The organism is Methanobrevibacter sp., from assembly GCF_045126245.1.
GTDB lineage: Archaea > Methanobacteriota > Methanobacteria > Methanobacteriales > Methanobacteriaceae > Methanocatella.
Map to the genome: position 1 here is coordinate 1 of NZ_JBGVOG010000036.1, position 18,445 is coordinate 18,445.

General features: G+C 34.3%; 20 protein-coding genes. 12 read left to right on the forward strand and 8 right to left on the reverse strand.

All coding sequences use genetic code 11. From position 1 onward, the window contains the following. The first annotated feature begins 28 nt into the window (after nucleotides 1-28). Genes rnz through nadA form a run of 3 tightly spaced genes read left to right on the forward strand, consistent with a single transcriptional unit; the run spans nucleotide 29 to nucleotide 2,589 of the window. Nucleotides 29-925 (forward strand): ribonuclease Z, encoded by an 897-nt coding sequence (gene rnz, locus ACJMLZ_RS02680; RefSeq protein WP_405303825.1) that lies wholly within the window; start codon nucleotides 29-31, stop codon nucleotides 923-925. Between the two features lies 1 nt (nucleotide 926). Further along, entirely contained in the window at nucleotides 927-1,679 is a 753-nt protein-coding gene (locus ACJMLZ_RS02685) for a mechanosensitive ion channel family protein (protein WP_405303826.1), read from the forward strand. Next, nucleotides 1,672-2,589, forward strand: a complete 918-nt coding sequence (nadA, locus tag ACJMLZ_RS02690) for a quinolinate synthase NadA (RefSeq protein ID WP_405303827.1) — start codon at nucleotides 1,672-1,674, stop codon at nucleotides 2,587-2,589. The genes ACJMLZ_RS02685 and nadA overlap by 8 nt, the downstream gene beginning before the upstream one ends. 19 nt (nucleotides 2,590-2,608) lie before the next feature. On the opposite strand, the gene ACJMLZ_RS02695 is transcribed toward nadA, so the two are convergent. The 3 genes from ACJMLZ_RS02695 to ACJMLZ_RS02705 all read right to left on the reverse strand — a co-directional run bounded on the left by ACJMLZ_RS02695 (nucleotide 2,609) and on the right by ACJMLZ_RS02705 (nucleotide 4,873). Continuing rightward, nucleotides 2,609-3,556: a hypothetical protein gene (locus tag ACJMLZ_RS02695; RefSeq protein ID WP_405303828.1), complete on the reverse strand. Its 948-nt coding sequence runs from the start codon at nucleotides 3,554-3,556 to the stop codon at nucleotides 2,609-2,611. Nucleotides 3,557-3,657: 101 nt separating this feature from the next. Continuing rightward, nucleotides 3,658-3,933 carry a DUF5750 family protein gene (locus tag ACJMLZ_RS02700; RefSeq protein ID WP_405303829.1) on the reverse strand — a complete coding sequence of 92 codons (276 nt, stop codon included), beginning with the start codon at nucleotides 3,931-3,933 and terminating at the stop codon, nucleotides 3,658-3,660. Beyond that, entirely contained in the window at nucleotides 3,923-4,873 is a 951-nt protein-coding gene (locus ACJMLZ_RS02705) for an alpha/beta fold hydrolase (RefSeq protein ID WP_405303830.1), read from the reverse strand. The genes ACJMLZ_RS02700 and ACJMLZ_RS02705 overlap by 11 nt, the downstream gene beginning before the upstream one ends. 130 nt (nucleotides 4,874-5,003) lie before the next feature. Between ACJMLZ_RS02705 and nucS the strand changes: the two genes are divergently transcribed. Then, nucleotides 5,004-5,786, forward strand: coding sequence for an endonuclease NucS (nucS, locus tag ACJMLZ_RS02710; RefSeq protein WP_405303831.1), 783 nt, complete (start codon nucleotides 5,004-5,006; stop codon nucleotides 5,784-5,786). Here the strand turns inward: nucS and ACJMLZ_RS02715 are convergent. Beyond that, nucleotides 5,783-6,262: a hypothetical protein gene (locus ACJMLZ_RS02715; RefSeq protein WP_405303832.1), complete on the reverse strand. Its 480-nt coding sequence runs from the start codon at nucleotides 6,260-6,262 to the stop codon at nucleotides 5,783-5,785. The genes nucS and ACJMLZ_RS02715 overlap by 4 nt on opposite strands. Nucleotides 6,263-6,345: 83 nt before the next feature. On the opposite strand from ACJMLZ_RS02715, the gene ACJMLZ_RS02720 reads away from it, so the two are divergent. Both ACJMLZ_RS02720 and ACJMLZ_RS02725 read left to right on the forward strand, forming a co-directional pair. Further along, nucleotides 6,346-7,065: a zinc ribbon domain-containing protein gene (locus tag ACJMLZ_RS02720; protein WP_405303833.1), complete on the forward strand. Its 720-nt coding sequence runs from the start codon at nucleotides 6,346-6,348 to the stop codon at nucleotides 7,063-7,065. Between the two features lie 45 nt (nucleotides 7,066-7,110). Further along, complete coding sequence (locus ACJMLZ_RS02725; protein ID WP_405303834.1) at nucleotides 7,111-7,938, forward strand: carbon-nitrogen hydrolase family protein; 828 nt, start codon at nucleotides 7,111-7,113, stop codon at nucleotides 7,936-7,938. Here ACJMLZ_RS02725 and ACJMLZ_RS02730 read toward each other — a convergent pair whose 3' ends face one another. Together ACJMLZ_RS02730 and ACJMLZ_RS02735 are read right to left on the reverse strand one after the other, a co-directional pair. Continuing rightward, nucleotides 7,939-8,787 (reverse strand): HEAT repeat domain-containing protein, encoded by an 849-nt coding sequence (locus tag ACJMLZ_RS02730; protein ID WP_405303835.1) that lies wholly within the window; start codon nucleotides 8,785-8,787, stop codon nucleotides 7,939-7,941. Between the two features lie 84 nt (nucleotides 8,788-8,871). Then, nucleotides 8,872-9,642, reverse strand: a complete 771-nt coding sequence (locus ACJMLZ_RS02735) for an SDR family NAD(P)-dependent oxidoreductase (RefSeq protein ID WP_405303836.1) — start codon at nucleotides 9,640-9,642, stop codon at nucleotides 8,872-8,874. Between the two features lie 283 nt (nucleotides 9,643-9,925). Here ACJMLZ_RS02735 and ACJMLZ_RS02740 point away from each other — a divergent pair, with 283 nt between their 5' ends. The 3 genes from ACJMLZ_RS02740 to ACJMLZ_RS02750 are packed head-to-tail and all read left to right on the forward strand — an operon-like array spanning nucleotide 9,926 to nucleotide 13,419. Further along, entirely contained in the window at nucleotides 9,926-12,523 is a 2,598-nt protein-coding gene (locus ACJMLZ_RS02740) for an ATP-dependent helicase (RefSeq protein WP_405303837.1), read from the forward strand. Between the two features lie 59 nt (nucleotides 12,524-12,582). Next, nucleotides 12,583-12,951 carry a DUF5518 domain-containing protein gene (locus tag ACJMLZ_RS02745; protein WP_405303838.1) on the forward strand — a complete coding sequence of 123 codons (369 nt, stop codon included), beginning with the start codon at nucleotides 12,583-12,585 and terminating at the stop codon, nucleotides 12,949-12,951. Between the two features lie 18 nt (nucleotides 12,952-12,969). Then, entirely contained in the window at nucleotides 12,970-13,419 is a 450-nt protein-coding gene (locus ACJMLZ_RS02750; protein WP_405303839.1) for a hypothetical protein, read from the forward strand. A 19-nt stretch (nucleotides 13,420-13,438) separates the two neighbouring features. Here ACJMLZ_RS02750 and ACJMLZ_RS02755 read toward each other — a convergent pair whose 3' ends face one another. Further along, a complete protein-coding gene (locus tag ACJMLZ_RS02755) occupies nucleotides 13,439-14,530 on the reverse strand; it encodes a formate--phosphoribosylaminoimidazolecarboxamide ligase (RefSeq protein WP_405303840.1) in 1,092 nt (363 codons plus the stop codon). Between the two features lie 145 nt (nucleotides 14,531-14,675). On the opposite strand from ACJMLZ_RS02755, the gene ACJMLZ_RS02760 reads away from it, so the two are divergent. Then, nucleotides 14,676-15,215, forward strand: coding sequence for a metallophosphoesterase (locus ACJMLZ_RS02760; RefSeq protein WP_405303841.1), 540 nt, complete (start codon nucleotides 14,676-14,678; stop codon nucleotides 15,213-15,215). Between the two features lies 1 nt (nucleotide 15,216). After that, entirely contained in the window at nucleotides 15,217-15,843 is a 627-nt protein-coding gene (locus ACJMLZ_RS02765) for an RlmE family RNA methyltransferase (protein ID WP_405303842.1), read from the forward strand. Here ACJMLZ_RS02765 and ACJMLZ_RS02770 read toward each other — a convergent pair. Beyond that, complete coding sequence (locus ACJMLZ_RS02770; RefSeq protein WP_405303843.1) at nucleotides 15,840-16,259, reverse strand: hypothetical protein; 420 nt, start codon at nucleotides 16,257-16,259, stop codon at nucleotides 15,840-15,842. The two genes, ACJMLZ_RS02765 and ACJMLZ_RS02770, sit on opposite strands and share 4 nt — an antisense overlap. A gap of 127 nt (nucleotides 16,260-16,386) precedes the next feature. Between ACJMLZ_RS02770 and mcm the strand changes: the two genes are divergently transcribed. Further along, a complete protein-coding gene (gene mcm, locus ACJMLZ_RS02775) occupies nucleotides 16,387-18,390 on the forward strand; it encodes a minichromosome maintenance protein MCM (RefSeq protein ID WP_405303844.1) in 2,004 nt (667 codons plus the stop codon). Nucleotides 18,391-18,445 lie beyond the last annotated feature (55 nt).

The window sequence follows — 18,445 nt, forward strand, 5'->3', positions numbered from 1 at the left end:
ATTTGTATAATATAAAATAAGTGATTTAATGGAAATAACATTTTTAGGAACATCTTCCGCAGTTCATTCATTTGAAAGAAATCACCCATCCATTGTTTTAAAAGCATTTGGGGAAGTGATGATGTTTGATTGCGGTGAAGGAACACAAAGACAATTGATTTATGCAAAAATAAGTCCTATGAAAATTTCTAAAATATTTATTACTCATTTTCATGGAGATCATATTTTGGGACTTCCCGGACTGATACAGTCAATGAACTTCAGGGGAAGGGATAAAAAATTAACAATATATGGTCCAAAAGGATTAAATGTGCTTAAAGAAGCCATATTTAGTTTAGGCTATTGTAAAATTGAGTTTCCTATTGAATTTATCGAAATTGGTTCTGAAATTGTTGAAAAAACGGAAGATTACATCATTAAATCACAAGAAGTCAATCATTTTGTTCCTTGTCTTGCATATTCAATCGAAGAGTTGAAAAAACCAAGATTCCTACGTGAAAAGGCCATCGAGCTTGGTGTTCCTGTCGGTCCGGATTTTGGAAAACTGCACAAAGGCCAGGAAGTTGAAGTTGATGGAAAAATCATAAAGCCAGAACAGGTTTTGGGCCCTCCTCGAAAAGGAAGGAAAATAACCTATTCCGGAGATACAACCCCCTGTGAAGAAATGATTGAACTGGCTAAAGATTCAACATTGCTAATTCATGAATCAACCTATGTTAAAGAGGATAGCGATAAAGCAGAAGAGAATTACCATTCCACATCCGCTGATGCTGCATTGATAGCTAAAAAATCAAATTCAAAAAAGTTAATTTTGACTCACATAAGCACAAGGTATCAGAATACTGACCAATTATTAAATGAAGCTCTGGAAATCTTTGAAAATACCGAAATCGCTAAAGATTTAAAAACAATTAAATGTGATTAAAATGAATATCGTACCCACAGGCAATCCCGCAATGATTTTGATTTATATCTTAATTATTATTCTGATTACTTCCCTAATAACAAGATTAGTTGCATATATAATAAATAGCATGGATTCATCCCATGAAAATCAGACAATCATTTATCTGATTCGAGACATAATCAATTACATCATATATTTCATTGCAATAATGGTTATATTACAGTTATTTGGAATTAATCTTGCAGGAACACTCTTAAGTTTAGGTATCGTCGGTATTGCAGTGAGTTTTGCTGCCAAAGACATTATTTCAAATTTATTTTCAGGAATGATTTTGATTCTTGGAAAAAGCATCAAAGTCGGAGACACTATTGAAGTTAACGGTAAAAAAGGATTTGTCGAGAGGGTATCCCTTAGGTCAACTGTAATAGTGGATGATTTAGGAGTGAAAAACCATGTGCCCAACTCAACATTGACTAACGATTATTACCTGCAATTCAAACCTCCTGAAAAATATAGGGTGGACATTAATGTTGGATTGCCTTTAAACGTAGATGTTGAAGAATTCAGCGAAAAGATTATTAAAAAAATTGCTTCATATCCCGATTTGGCTGAAAATCCTAAACCCCAAGTTTTTTCACATGAAATAAAATTTGAGGAAAGCAGGGTAAAAGTGTCATTCTGGGTAAAAGATTTAAATGATAAAGACAAATATAAAATAAAAATCACAAATGATATTAGGAAATATATTAAAATGGGTGAAGACTATGAATAATTCTCTTCAAGACGAAATTTTAAAACTGAAAGAAGAAAAAAATGCAATAATCCTTGCACACAATTACCAACCTCAAGAAATTCAAGAAATTGCAGATTTCCTTGGAGATTCTCTAGAATTATGCATTAAAGCTTCTGAAATTGATGATAAAGACTTAGTTATCTTTTGTGGTGTGGACTTTATGGCCGAAACCGCATTCATACTAAATCCAGATAAGAAAATTGTTATTCCAACTTTGGAGGCGGAATGCCCTATGGCACATATGCTGCCTGAAGAGGAACTTTTAAAAGCTAAAGAAGAACACCCCGATGCGGGAGTTATTCTTTATGTAAATAGTATTGCTGAGGCAAAGCAACACGCAGATACTTTATGTACATCCGCTAATGCTGTAAAAGTTACCGAAAGTTTAAAACAGGACAAAATACTGTTCGGACCCGACAATAATTTAGGAAATCATGTTGCAAAAAGAGTCAGCAAAGAGATTATTCCTGTTCCAAAGGGCGGACACTGTTACGTTCATAAATTATTCCACATAGAAGACGTTGAACTTAAAAGAGAACAGTACCCTAATGCAGAAATTATCTGCCATCCTGAATGTAACATTGAAGTTCAACAGGCCTGTGATCAGGTAATGTCAACCGGCGGAATGTTGAAATACATAAAAGAAAGTGATAAGGAAGAATTTGTGCTTGGAACCGAAGTGGATATGATAACTAGAATCAACCTCGAAGTTTCAGGCAAGAAATTATACCCTCTTCTTGAAGGGGCAATTTGCGAAACAATGAAATTGCACACTCTTGAAAAGGTAAGGGATTCACTTATTAATGAAGCCCCACAGGTAACATTGCCTAAGGATGTTGCTGAAAAATCATTGAAAGCAGTCCAACACATGTTGGATGCATCAAAATAGCTAATTTAGCTATACTTTTTTATTTTTTAAATTGTTCTAAAAATGACAGCAATTCTGAACCTATCTCAGGATTGATTTTTTCATAGGAATATCTTTCTATTTCATTGTCATAAATTAAAATTTTAGAGCCATTTACTAACTCTTCCAAAGGCCCCAAATCATTTTCATAGCTGGAAAGCAGATAATTTGAAGTGGTTAAAAATAGGGATTTAGCTTTAATATTTTGCAATTTGTCTTCAATGTCAAAATTTAAAATGCTGTCATTACGGAATTTGAAATCATGGATATCCATGAATAGGCCTTCATCAACATAATCTCCCATTAAAACATCAATTTCATCATTAGATAACTCTTTAAAAATCTTCTTTGGAATATAATCGGCAAACATTAACTGAAAAATGGCAACAGATAACTTAGATAATGAAGCACTATATCCTTCTGAATAAAAATCCTCAGAAGAATCTATTATGCTTTCAATGCATTTTACAAAAACATAACGATAAGCTGAAAGTTTATAATAAGAATTGAAAAGGACTATAAATTCCATATCATCAGGATATTCGGCGGCCCAAGTGAATATCTCAAATCCCCCTAATCCTTCACCAACTAACCCCAATACATTAGTAGCATTAAATCTTTCTTTTAAAAATTGCTTTTTGAAGTTGACCCGGTCATGAAAAGTATATGACGGAAAATTATATTTCAAACCAGTTTCTGAAGGAGAACAAGAATTGGGGTTTCCCAATGACACGATTTTTACAAAAAAATATTCATTTTCATCGACACCATACTGGCCAATCAAACTGTTATACCCTGCAAGAACTGAATGTCCCCCATTGAAGGTTGAGCAAAAAACAATGAGATTTGTAATATTTCCTTCATCATCATATTTAGGAGTGCCGGTTGTAGAATAGTCTACACGAACGTTTTCAAGAACCCTGCCTGATTCAAATTCGAAGGAATCCATAACATATTCATCCGATTGGACATTAAATTGATAATTTATAATAACACAACCCAACTTTTAAAATTCACATTATTAGTTTATTTTTCATAACATATATACCATTACATATCTTCTAAAAAACTTGATAGGAACATGTTCATCTCAATTTCCTCACGGGCTATGAAATCAGCTAATTTAAACTTTGCAATATCGCTTTGAAAAGGGTATAACTCATCAGAGAAGTACATTTTAAGTTTAAAAACATCATCTTCAATTGTTGTTTTGTCTTTCAGATTATCACTAAGAAATTTCATTTGATTTGAAGATAACCCCGATACTGTATATTCAACGAATTTCTGATTATTTTCATCCCCGTAATCCGTAATTTCAACAATCATCAAATCCACCCAAAAACTCTTTTAGCTCATCCCGGATTGTTTCAAGCTCATTAAAACACAAATGTCCTAACTTTGAATCCATAATAACCAATTCAGAATTTTTAATCATTTTAGACATTGGAATCGCATCCAATTCCGGCGGGAAGTGAGGGTCCTGTTTACATGCGACAATCAATACTTTGGATTTGATTTTATCCAAATCATTTTCAACATCAAAATACATGCATGACTCATTGCAATACTTTAAATCATAAATGTCAACATCCAAACTCTCGTTTCCAAAGTTTTCAAATTCCGCACTTAATTCTTCATTAGGCATTTCCCTTAATGCTTCTTTTGAAAGGCCAAAATTAAATTCCGCAAGATTAGCCAATCTTAAAGTCCGGTTTAACGAATAAGTTATTTCACCCATATTATAATCAGGATCAGATTCTATAATCTCATTTACAAATTTTGATAAAATAAAATCATGGCCAGCAACCTTATAGCTGCTTACACCACAGATAATAAAATCTGCAAAGTCAGGATATTCGATAGATAATGTGAGAGCGACAAAACCGCCCATTGAAACGCCAATTACTCCTAAAATATGATTTATATTAAATTTTTCCGCTAAAAATTGCTTTTGAAAATTGCTTACATCTTTAATAGTGTATTTTGGAAACTTGTTTTTTAAATCTGTAGTGGATGGAGAACATGACCCTGAAGAGCCCAATGCGGTTAATGATATAAAAAAATATTTGTTTTTATCAAAAACATCATTATCCCCGATTAAAGGTAGGATTTTTTTCATAGAAGAGAATCTGCCTAAAGATCCATGACAATATAAAATTGCATTGGAAATTAATCCGTCATCATCATATTTCGGAGTTCCAAAAGTTGTATATTCTACTTTAACGTCATTAAGAATTTTTCCGTTTTCAAATTCAAATGAAGGCAATGTGAAATACTCATTTTTATCATCAAAATAATCATCGTCGTAAATTTCAATCCCACCAGTAACGTAACTTATATCTAAATTATCCTTTAAAAAACAAATTATTTAAATTAAACTAAACAATGTTATTGTAATGAAATATAAAATTTTAGAAACTCCGGATTGTGATGATGCATATGAATTGGTTCATGATGCATTGCGAAAAAGGGCAACAATCGTGATTTTTGCATGCTGTAAAGTCAATTATGAGGGAAGAGCCTTAAGTCAGCTTAACTGGGGAGAACGTATAATCATGATAAAGCCAGATGGGGCATTTTTAATACACCAGGAAAAAAAGGTAGAACCCGTGAATTGGCAACCCCCAAAATCAAAAACAAGAAGCTATATCAAAAACGATAACCTTTTTTTGGAAAGTCACAGAAGATCTCCAAAAGAGTTATTGACTGTAGAGATAAGAAAGATTCAGTTCATCAGTTATGCTAATATCGAAGACTTCGAGGAACTTGAGCAGGCAGGATATGAAAAGGACATGAGCGACATGATTATGGAAAAGCCACACATGATTGAAGAAGGTTTTACTCCAACAACAAGAGAGTACAGTGTCGAGCATGGATTTATTGATATTTTAGGAAAAGACAAAGACAATAACCTAATGGTTCTGGAATTGAAAGCGCGTAAAGCAGGAGTTACTGCAGTAAAACAACTTAGAAGATATCTTCAGGACTTGGAAAATACAGACAACGACATTTTAAGAGAATGTAAAGCACAAAAGAAAAAAATTAGGGGATTACTTGTAGCGCCATCGATAATGGATGATGCACAGGAATTGCTTGACGAGGAAGGTATCGAATTTGTAGCCATTGAACCTCCTCGCGAATTAAAAAGAGATAAAAAAATAACATTAGACGCATTCTAACGCAATGCATCTTCAATTTTTTTCATTTCATCAATGTAATATTTTTTTGTGAATTCATTTGCAGGAATTGAAGTGGTAACGTGACATTCCTTTTCGAGTTTATAGATTAGATATTCTTCATTATCCAACGGAATGGATTCATCATCATCCAACAATTCCAGACCATCCAATTCTTCCAAAACATTATTGTATTCCTTTTCTTCAAGAGCAATTGCATCATTTAATTCCATTTCTGAAATTTTCGGATTCAACTGAAGAGCAATAGCTACAAAACCATTGACAGTTTTATCTGAAATATCGAATTTGGACTCCCTTATTTCATCCATAGACGATTTTACATGATATACTGTATTTTTTGTTACGGGGATCTCTTTTGATAAACCTATCTGGTTAATTTCATAGTCATTTTTCCATTCCCCAATTTTGTAAATTGCATAATTTATATTATCAACATTAATTAATTCTTCACTATCCATTTTTACCACAGTTATAAATATCTTTTTATATAAATAAAAACATTATTATTAAATATAATGCAAATTTCAATGGAGGTTAGGCAGTGAAAAAATGTCCTGAATGTGGAAATCCTAGTTATGATGGTGCTCCAGTATGTGGAAATTGTGGATTTAAATTTCCTAAACCAAAAGTTGCTGCACCTAAACAAGAAAGTATCTTTGATAAGGCACCTAAAGAAAAGAAAAAATCTTCTAAAAGTGCGAAAAGTGATGATCAAAGTACACTTGCTATTCTTAAAAAAAACAGATTACTTATTGGTATAATACTTTTGATTACTTTAATTGTGATTTGTGGAATTGTTCTTTTTGGGTCAAACAATGATAATGGAAGTGTCCCAACAACAGGTGATTTACTTGAATTTACTAATGGTGACTTTTCATTTAAATATCCTGGAAATTGGATAGCGGTGAACGGAACTGATGAATCACATAGTGATGCAGTATTCTTTGAAAATGGAAATAGTACTACAATAGAGTATTATAACAGTACACTTGAGTCATCAACTTTAAATGAGATTACTCTAGAAAGAATCAATTATGCACAGGAAAGCGGTTCTTATGTTCAACTTGTTGAAACAATAACCCTAGATGGCAGGAATGCGACCAACATTATTTTTGAAAATTTCGATGGTACATTTACCAGATATGTTTCAATGTTTGATAATGGAGATACATTGCACGTATTCAAAATAAGCGGACCATCCATCAGTTCTATTACTAACGATGAAATCACATCCGTGCTTAATTCAGCAAATATAGCATAAGTATGATTAATTTCATACTTCCTTTTTTTATTTTTAAGTGTTAATATGGAAAAAATCAAACTTGCCCTTTGTCAAATGAACGTCGTTGACAACAAAGAAGAAAATTTAAAGAAAGCTAACTCAATGATAAGCGATGCAGTCAGCGAAAATGTTGATTTTATAGTGCTTCCGGAAATGTTTAACTGTCCTTATTCCAATGAGAAATTCATTGAATATGGGGAAGAAGAAAAAACAAGCATGACACTTTTGGAAATATCCCAACTAGCTTGCAAAAATAACGTTTATATTCTTGCAGGATCAATTCCCGAAAAAGATGGGAATAAATTATTCAATACCAGTTACCTTTTTGACAGGAAAGGTGAAATAATTGCAAAACATAGGAAAATGCATCTTTTTGACATTGACGTTAAAGGAAAGATAACGTTTATGGAATCCGATGTTTTAACGGCAGGAGATGAATTTACAGTTGCCGATACTGAGTTTGGAAAAGTTGGAATTGGAATCTGTTATGATATTCGTTTTCCGGAACTTGCAAGAATAATGGCTCAAGAAGGCGCATTAATATTATTTTATCCCGGAGCATTCAACATGACTACCGGACCGGCCCATTGGGAGTTATTATTCAAATCAAGAGCTTTGGACAACCAAGTCTATTGTGTAGGCGTTGCCCCAGCATTGAACAAAGATTCAAGTTACCATAGCTTTGGACATTCAATTATTACAAACCCCTGGGGAGATATAATGACTGAAGCCGATGAAAAAGAGAGTTTGATAATTTCCGAAATAGATTTGTCAGAAATAAAAAAAATTAGAGAGGAACTTCCTCTTTTAAAGAATAAAAGAGAAGATCTCTACGAAATTATTAAAAAGTAGTTATTTCAATTTAGCCAATCTTTTTTCAAAGTAAGATAATTTCTTATCATCATCTTTAAAAACTTCACAAGCGGTTTCTATGACTCTAATCTCATTGTCAATGTCATCCGCTTTTCTGTATAAAACACATAATCTTTTATAGGGTGCATCTTTAGGCTGTTTGGCTTCAACATAACGTTCATATTCTTTAATAGCCTTTTGAGGGTTGGTCTTCTCCATTTCTTTAATAGTGCTCATCGGAATAACTTTTACAATGGATTCCCCTGATGCTTTAGCCTTTTGTCTTTTTTCCGCTTTTTTAATTGCCTTATTACAGGATTTTTTGAAGTCCTTATCATCTTCAGTTTTTCTTGCATCCTTAATTAATTTTATAGATTCATCGGTTGCAAGGTCACCTAAAGCCTGGATTGCCGCTAATTTAACACCCCAATCCTCATCTTCAAGACATTTTGCAATTGTTTCCAACTCATCATCGGCCTGAAGTTCACCCAAGGCACGTACAGCAACTTTTCTAACTCCAAAGTCTTCATCATCAACAGCTTCAACAAAATACGGAATTACCTTTTTATCTTCAGTTTCCTTAAGTGCAAAAGCAAGGAAACGTTTATCTTTACCTTCCGCGCTTTTAAATTCTTCAATTAATTTATCAACAGCTACATCACCCATATTTCCCAATATTTCAGCAGCTTTAAATCTAACTTGAGCATTGTCATCAGTGGTGGCTTTAATTAATGGTTCAATAGCTTCTTCATCAGTAACACCAACTAATGATTCGATTGCTTCTTTTCTAACTTTAACATCATCATTTGATAAATTGTTAATAGCTTCTTTAAAATTAAAATCAGTCATGATAATAAGTTAGATTTTAAGTATATATAAATTTTAAAAAAAAATAGAAAAAAATAGAAAAAAATAAGAGAAAAAATCTCTTATTTAAATTGCAGTCCATCCACCGTCAATACAGATTAATTGTCCGGTACAGAAGCTTGATGCATCAGATGCTAAGTAAATAGCAATACCATCCAATTCACCAGGTTGACCTAAACGGCCAGCAGGACAATATGCTGCAATGAGATCCATAAATCCTTCCATTTCAATAGAATCTACAGTTAATTCTGTTTCAAATACAGCAGGACCGATAGCGTTTACAGTAATGTTGTATTTAGCCCATTCTACAGCTAAGTTTTTGGTTAAGTTCATTACTCCACCTTTTGCTGAGGAGTATGCACTAATTCCTCCTCCAGGGAAGATTACTCTAGAGTGGATTGAACCAATGTTAATGATTTTACCGTATTCTTGTTCAATCATGATTTCTCCAACAGCTTTACACATGTAGTATACACCACTTAAGTCAATGTGGATGTGTCTTTCCCATTCTTCATTGGATTGGTCGGTGACCATTTTGTTGTTTCCCATACCTGCAGCGTTGACTAAAATATCAATTCTACCATATGCATCCATGGTTTTTGCAACAGCTGCGGTGATACTGTCGTAGTCTCCAACATCACATACAGCGTACATTACTTCAGTTCCGAATTCTTTTTCAATTTCAGCAACGTTTTCTAGAAGTCTTTCTTCTCTTCTTGCAAACAATGCTAATTTTGCACCTTGGCTTGCATATGCTTGAGCAATTTGCCAACCAAGACCGGATGATGCACCGGTAATAACTGCTACTTTGTCTTTAATATCGAAATAGTTTTTCATATTTTATACCACCTTAGGCATAAGCCTATGTATAAATATTTATTAGATTAAACTATTTAACTATTTTTATATGAATTTATGATGAATATTGATTAAAATATTTTAAATTTTATAAAATATCTATAAATAATTAAAATTAATGAATAAACTGATTAAAAAAAACTATGAAAATTTTTTCACTACATAAAAAAAATTAATTAAAATATACTAAAAGTAATAAACTCCAAAACATATAAACTATTATACAAAATGGATACATTTATGAAAAAAATATGTGATAAAAATGATTGAAGAGCAAACAAAAAGCTATTCTAAAAAACAAATTTATAAAATTTTACATCCCTGGGTGAGGGAATGGTTCGAAACCCAGTTTGATGACTTTACACCTGCTCAGAAAAAATCAATCATTGACATCCATAAGAAAAATAACATACTAATATCTTCCCCAACAGGATCTGGAAAAACATTGACCGCTTTTTTATCAATCATCAGCGAATTAACCGCCCTTGCCGAAAAAGACCAGCTGGAAGATAAAGTTTATTGCATTTACATCTCACCACTTAAAGCACTGGACAACGACATCGAGAAAAACCTGGATGAACCCCTTGAAGGAATCAGAAAAATAGCTGGAAAGGATTTGGGAATTAGAAAAGCTGTTAGAACCGGAGACACCACACAATATCAAAGGCAAAAAATGCTTAAAAAACCGCCGCACATTCTAATCACAACACCCGAAACATTATCCATTCTTCTGGTGGCTCCGAAGTTTAGAGAAAAATTAAGTGAAGTGAAATATGTGATTGTTGATGAAATACATTCACTTGCCGAAAATAAAAGGGGAGTTCACTTAAGCTTATCCCTTGAAAGATTACAGCATCTTATAGGGCATTTTACAAGAATAGGATTATCCGCAACCGTAAGTCCCATCGAAGAGGTCGCCAAATTTTTAGTGGGTTATGAATATGGTGTCGGACGAAGCTGTAAAATCGTTAATATAAACTATCTAAAAGAATTGGACATGGAAGTAATGTGTCCTGTAAGCGATATTGTGCTTGCAGACGATGAGGATACAAGGCTTGGAATGTATGACCTATTAGATGATTTGATATGGGAAAACAAAACAACACTAATATTTACGAATACAAGAAGCGGAACTGAACGTTTCGTTTATAATTTAAAGAAAATGTATCCTACACATTACAACAATGAAAACATAATGGCACACCATTCATCGCTTTCAAAAGAAGTTCGTCTTGAAACTGAAAACCGGCTGAAAGAAGGAAAACTAAAGGCAGTAGTGTCATCAACATCTCTAGAGTTGGGAATCGATATAGGATACATTGATCTGGTTGTTTTAATTAATTCACCGAAATCCGTTGCAAGAGCCCTTCAGCGAATTGGGCGAAGCGGACATAAATTACATGAAAAATCACGTGGAAAAATAATCGTTACCGATAGGGATGATTTGGTTGAATGCTCAGTTTTGCTTAAAAATGCAAAAGAAGGAAAAATCGATAGAATCAACATTCCGACAAACTGTTTGGATGTTCTGGCACAGCACATTTACGGAATGAGCATTGAAAATCCATGGGATATTGACTATGCATTTGATGTAATCAAGAAAAGCTATTGCTATAAAAACCTGACAAGAGATGACTATGAAGACGTTTTAAGTTACATGGCCGGAGAATATCCCGAACTTGAGGAAAGATATGTTTATGCAAAAATCTGGATTGACTATGCAAAGAATACATTTGGAAAACGTGGGAAACTGGCCAGAATGCTATATTCAACCAACATTGGAACAATACCTGACAGTTCTGGAGTGTTGGTGAAATGTGACGGTGAAACTGTTGGAAAGATTGAAGAAGACTTTATGGAACGGCTGAAAAAAGGAGATACCTTCGTTTTGGGTGGAAATACTTACAGATTCAATTATGGCAAAGGAATGACAATTAACGTAACCCCCTCAAGCGGACCGCCAACAATACCGTCCTGGTTTTCACAGCAACTGCCTTTATCTTTTGACCTGGCAATGGACATCCAAAGATTTAGAGCACATATGGATGTTAAATTCCGATACGGGAGAAGTAAAGAGGAAATTATGGAATTTATTCATGACTATTTATATGTTGATGATTTCGCGGCCAATTCAATTTATGAATATTTTGTAGAGCAGTTCAAATATGCAAAAATCCCAAGCAACCAACTTTTGCTAATAGAATATTATAAAGGGTTTGGAGGAAGACGATTTGTCATATTCCATTCATTATTCGGCAGGAAAGTCAATGATGCGCTCTCAAGAGCAGTCGCATATGTTGTGGCACAAAGATATAACATTAATGTCACCATTTCAATTTCAGACAATGGCTTTTACTTGAGTTCAGACGGCAAAATTGGAGGTCTGGAATCATTCAAAGAACTGAACTGTGAAAACTTTGAAAATATCCTAACAAAATCGTTGAATAAAACTGAAACTCTAGCCTCACGATTTAGACATTGCGCCGGAAGATCTTTAATGACGCTTAGAAAATACAAAGGGGAATCAAAATCCGTCGGTCGCCAGCAGGTCAGGGGAAAAATATTGTTAAAATTCGTGCAGGAAATGGATGAAAACTTTTCCATCTTAAAAGAAGCTAAAAGAGAAGCTTTAGAAGATTATATGGACATCAAAAATGCATTGAAAGTGATTGAGATGGTGGAATCTGAAGAAATGGGCGTTAAAACTATAAATACAGTAATACCAAGTCCATTTGCTTTTAATCTGATTTCACAAGGATATCTTGATGTCTTAAATCAGAACGATAAAGCAGAGTTTACAAAAAGAATGCATCAGGCAATTTTAGACCAGATTCGAGACAAATTAAAAGACATTTATTAACTAAAATAATTAAATACTTTTATTAACAATTATCAAATAATGATTAGTAGGTGATAATTATGACTAAATGGAAAGCAGTGATGATCGGTTTTATTTTAGCCGTAATTGTTAAATCGTTTTTCGCACACTATGAATTCATAGGATTATTAATTGTCGGATTCATCACAGGCTACATTGCACGGGATGGTGCAATCAGCGGTTTGTGGAACGCCGCTGTTGCAGGAGCATTGGGAACAATAGTGGCTGCGATATTATTCATATTCATTGCAACATTCGGTGGGAGTTTATTTGGAATATTCGGAGGTTTGACCGGATTTACAATTTCTGGAATTTCAAGTTTATTCATAATTATTGGAGATTTGATATACTATGCGATTGTTATGGGAATAGCAGGAGCATTTGGAGGAATATTTGCCTCTAAAAAATAAGTTTTTGGGGAAAATAAAATGGAAATACTTAGTGACGTTGACATAAAATCTGTAGTTTTCGGAGCTGCAATTGCCGCTACATGTTTTATTATTGGAATGAATGGAATGGATTTAGCATATCCCTTTGCTTCAATTGGATTGCTATATACTGGATATAAAGCAAAAAACCTTAAATGGGGTGCAGGACTTGGTGCATTTGCATCAACACCGTTAATGGTTTTGTCCCTCGATCAAAGATTTGTTGGAGTCTTGGACGGGAAAACAGAAATTATCATAATCCTATTGATATTTTTCGTAGGCGCGTTAGTAGGTTTTGTTGGCGCATGGGCCAAAAGAGACCGCGTTAAAGCAAAAGAGGAATATGAGAAAAAACAGAAAATAGGCAAAAATAAAAACAAAAAGAAAAAAACACAAGAAACTCCAAAAGAAAATAAAGGTTTCTTAAATAAAATTTTAAAAAAAGAATAAAAGAAAAATAATAACTTAATTATGTTATTATTTTTTCTAATTCATCTCTTTCTATACCATTTTTAATTTCTAAAGCAATTCTTCTTCCCATACTCATTGGTTTGCCATAAGTCAAGTATGAGTAAGGAGAACCGTCCATAAATGTATTTGTTCCACCGTCAGTTCTTGCACTGATTTCGAAACAAATTACCTCTAAGTTATCGTTTACTAAAGTTTGCATACAGAATGGTCCGTTTAATCCCGGAGCAACTAATTTTTTAGCACTTTCGGTTAATTTATCAGCGATGTCAAATACTTGTGGAAGTAAAGATTCACGAATTACAGCAGGGTGGTTACCGGTAACAACATAAGATGGGCTTAAATCAATATCCAATTGGTCTTTTGCAGGCATTCTTACAAATCCATCAATACTGGATTCATATCTTGTATCCATACCCATTAACTCGACTTTATCGTCAAGAGCGGAATAGAAATAATGTATACAGTAGTTACAGCCTGAAACATATTCCTCAATGTGTGCTGCTTCCACATCACTGTCTTCTAACCATCCACGAGCTTTCATTGCCTCAATTTTTGCATCGAATTCTTCAGTAGATGAAGCTACAAAGTAACCCCTTCCACCTCTTGCACCAGGGAACTTGACCATAACCGGTCTGTCAATTTCGGAAGGATCATTATATTTGAACGGAATTCTGACATCACCTTCAACAAGCAATGCTCTTTCTTTATCTCTTTCAGCTTCCCATCTGAGTACATCTCTGTTTCCAAACATTGGCACGTTAAATTTATCTTCAACATTATCTAATCCGGCATAAGCGACAAAAGACCCATGAGGAACTACAATTGCATTCATAGCTCTAAGTTGTTCTTGAACCTCTTCATTGACAATGTCTTTAAATTCATCGACAATAATGTATTCATCAGCAACTCCAAAACGTTGGTATGGAACTTCACGACCTTTTTCACATACAATAGCTGTTCTAAATCCTTCTTCCTTAGCACCTTGCAAGATGTGTAAGGAGGTGTGGCTTCCGAGAGTGGCTATTGTGATTTCACTTTTGTCATAATTAGCCAAAATGTCTAAAATGTCTTCCTTTTTAACTTCTCCCATTATATCTTCTCCTCAAAGAATGATAATATTATATATATTTTTCTGAATTTATAATATTTTTTATTTGATTTTAAATTCATTTCTGAAAAATATTAAAAAGGACAAAAGACAGATAGTAAAACAGTATTTTTATTAATTTTAATGGTTGAATAAAATGTTGATTGGATTAATTTCAGACACCCATATTCCAGACAGGGCTAAAGAAATACCTCAAAAGGTATTTGATGCATTCGATGGAGTGGATTTGATATTGCATGCAGGTGACCTGACATCACCAAAAGTGATTGAAGAGCTGGAAAAAATAGCCCCCGTAATGGCGGTTCAGGGAAATATGGACCGTGCGCGTGGAATCGACCTGCCACCTGCAAGAGTCATAGAAACAGAAGGTTTAAGAATTGGAATTGCACATGGCGAAGTTTATCCAAGAGCAGACACACAACAATTGGTTTATCTGGCAAAGGAGCTGGATGCTGATATTCTGGTTACCGGGCACTCCCATCAACCAAAAATAGAGCAGACTGATGGAGTATTGCTCTTAAATCCCGGAAGCCCAATCGTTCCAAGGCTCGCTGATCGAACTGTGATGATACTTGACATAAATAACAAGGAAGTTGATGTGGAAGTTGTAAAAATTGGTGCGCCGGTATGCAGTGCGCTTGATTTTGATAAATATAAGAGGGATTGAAATGGGAAGCAAATGGCAGATGGAAAAACACAATGACCCATATTACAAAAGAGCAAAGCAAGAGGATTACCGCTCAAGAGCGTCTTATAAACTTAAACAATTAGATAAAAAATTTAGTATTATCAAACAGGGAAATACCGTTGTTGACTTGGGGGCTGCACCGGGAGGATGGTCCCAAGTTGCATTAGAAAAAGTAGGTGAAGAGGGAATAGTTGTAGGTGTTGACCTGAACAGATTTAAAAAGTTCCATGAAGAGAACTACTATGGAATAAGAGGCGATTTTACAACTCCGGAAGTACAGGAAAAGATTATGGAGATAATCGGAGGGAAAGCAAAAGTAGTGATGTCTGATGCTGCACCATCACTTTGCGGAATTAAAAACATAGACCAATTAAGGTCAATTGATTTGATCAATGTAGTTATAGAAATCGCGGACAATATACTTGAAGAAAAAGGAAACCTTGTTATGAAAGTATTTCAGGGCCCTGAATACAAACCGATGCTGGATTCACTTAAAAAGAAATTCAGACAGGTGAAAACAACAAAACCGCCATCATCCCGTAAAAAGAGTTCTGAAATGTATGTTGTAGGTTTGGGATATAAGCCAAAAAATAAAAAAAGAAATTAAAGAGTATTGTAAGCATTATTAGCAGCATCAAGTCTTTGTTTTGCAAACTCTATTCTGCTATCTACCTCATTAGATGGTTTTCCGGCATCAAGTGCACTCTGAACATTTTCAATAGCCGAATTTGCCCGTGTCAGCTCAATTTTTGCATCATTATAAACCTTAATTTGGTCTGGTCCGCCAGCATAATACGTAGATTTAACACTGTCAAACTTAACAGCCAAATCCGAATAAGATGATTTTAACTCTGCAAGCTCATCATATTGAGTGCCTGAAGATATTCCATCAGTAATATCTTCTGAAACCATGCTATATGCCACATATGCCACGACAAGGATTGTTGAAATAATCATGATGATTCCAACAACAGAAATTAACATAGAAGTGGATTTAAATAAGCTTAATCTTGATTTCCTCATAATAACCTCAAATAAATTAAAATTTGTTAATAATCTTATTTATTAATTTTAGTATTTAATGTTTACTTATGCAAAACATGAAAAAATACAATAATTTTTAAAGTATGAAAAAATAATAATATAGATAATGAATTCTACTACTAAATCACAAACATCAATTGCAAAATTTGAAGAATTTTTTTCAACTTCATATAAGGATGATGTGTTTGAAATACTTGAAAAATATCCTGATGAAAGGTCACTTAATGTAGATTACACTGCATTGGAAATATTTGATCCTGACTTGGCAGATTTGTTAATCGAGAAGCCTGAAGAGGTAATTAATGCTGCCCAAATTGCTATTAAAAATATTGACCCCCTTGTAAAAGATGCGGATATCCATATTCGGTTTGAAAATCTTTCAAATATCATTCCATTAAAAACATTATTAAGTAAATACATAGGAACATTCGTTTCAGCCGATGGAATTGTGAGAAAAACCGATGAAATCAGACCTCGTATTGAAACAGGAGTGTTTGAATGCAGAGGATGCATGAGGCTTCATGAAGTTGAGCAGACTTCCAGCAATACAATTATAGAGCCTTCATTATGTAGTGAATGTGGAGGAAGGTCATTCAGATTGCTTCAGGAAGAATCCAAATACATCGATACTCAAACCGCAAGAATGCAGGAACCATTGGAAAACTTATCTGGAGGAACCGAACCTAAACAAATGTTGATGATTTTAGAAGACGATTTAGTAGATGAATTGAATCCTGGAGACAAAGTAAGAATAACAGGAACATTGAGAACCTTCAGAGAAGAAAGAAGCGGCAAGTTTAAAAATTACATTTACGTTAATCATATTGAACCTTTAGAACAGGAATTCGAAGAGCTGCAGCTTTCCGAAGAAGATGAAGAAAAGATTATAGAATTATCCAAAGACCCGAACATTTATGAAAAAATTATCCGCTCCACTGCACCTTCAATCAAAGGTTACAGGGAAGTCAAGGAAGCTATTGCACTGCAACTTTTCGGAGGATCTGCAAAGCAGCTTGAAGATGAAACCAAATTAAGGGGAGACATACACATTCTCATAGTAGGGGATCCTGGTATCGGTAAGTCCCAAATCCTTAAGTATGTTTCAAGGTTAGCTCCGAGAAGTATCTATACAAGCGGTAAAGGTACCACAGGTGCAGGATTGACTGCTGCAGCTGTTAGGGATGAACTTGGTGGATGGTCTCTTGAAGCAGGTGCATTGGTGCTTGGAGACCAGGGTAACGTTTGCGTTGACGAATTGGACAAAATGAGGTCTGAAGACAGATCAGCACTTCACGAAGCATTGGAACAGCAAACCGTAAGTATTGCAAAGGCAGGAATTATGGCAACATTGAATTCAAGGTGTTCCGTTCTTGCAGCCGCAAACCCTAAATTCGGTAGATTCGATCCGTATAAAATACTTGCAGAACAGATTGACTTGCCGGCCCCGATTATTTCTCGTTTCGACTTAATTTTTGTAATTGAAGATAAACCAACAAGAGAAGGCGATGCAGAGTTAGCAGACCACATTTTAAAAATACATAAAGAAAATACTATCGATTATGAAATTGAACCGGAACTGCTTAGAAAGTACATTGCATATGCCCGTAAAACTACAAACCCTGTTTTAACAGATGAAGCCAATGAGGTTTTAAGAGAGTTTTATGTCAATACAAGAAACAGCAACCCTGATGAGAGAGGTGCTGTTCCGATTACTGCAAGACAGCTGGAAGCTATTATTCGTTTGGCCGAAGCAAGTGCAAAAATCAAACTTAAAGACAAAGTTGAAAAAGAAGATGCTGATAAAGCTGTGAAATTGCAACTTTCATGTCTTAAAAAAGTAGGTGTTGATCCTGAAACCGGCGAAATGGATATTGAGATTATGGAAGGAAGAACACCTAAATCAGACAGGGATAAAATTCAAAGGGTGACTGAAGAAATAGCGCTTCTTGAAGAGGAATACGGTGGAGATGCTCCTTTAAACATATTGAAATCAAACATGAATGAGAAATATGGAATGAGCGAAGAAAAAGTTGAAACAATCGTTCGCAATTTACAACAAAAAGGAATTATTTACGAACCGGCCACCGGTTACTACAGAAGATTATCATAAATAATCTCTTTAAATTTTTATTTTTTTCGGTTTACTCGATTTTTTTAAAAAAATA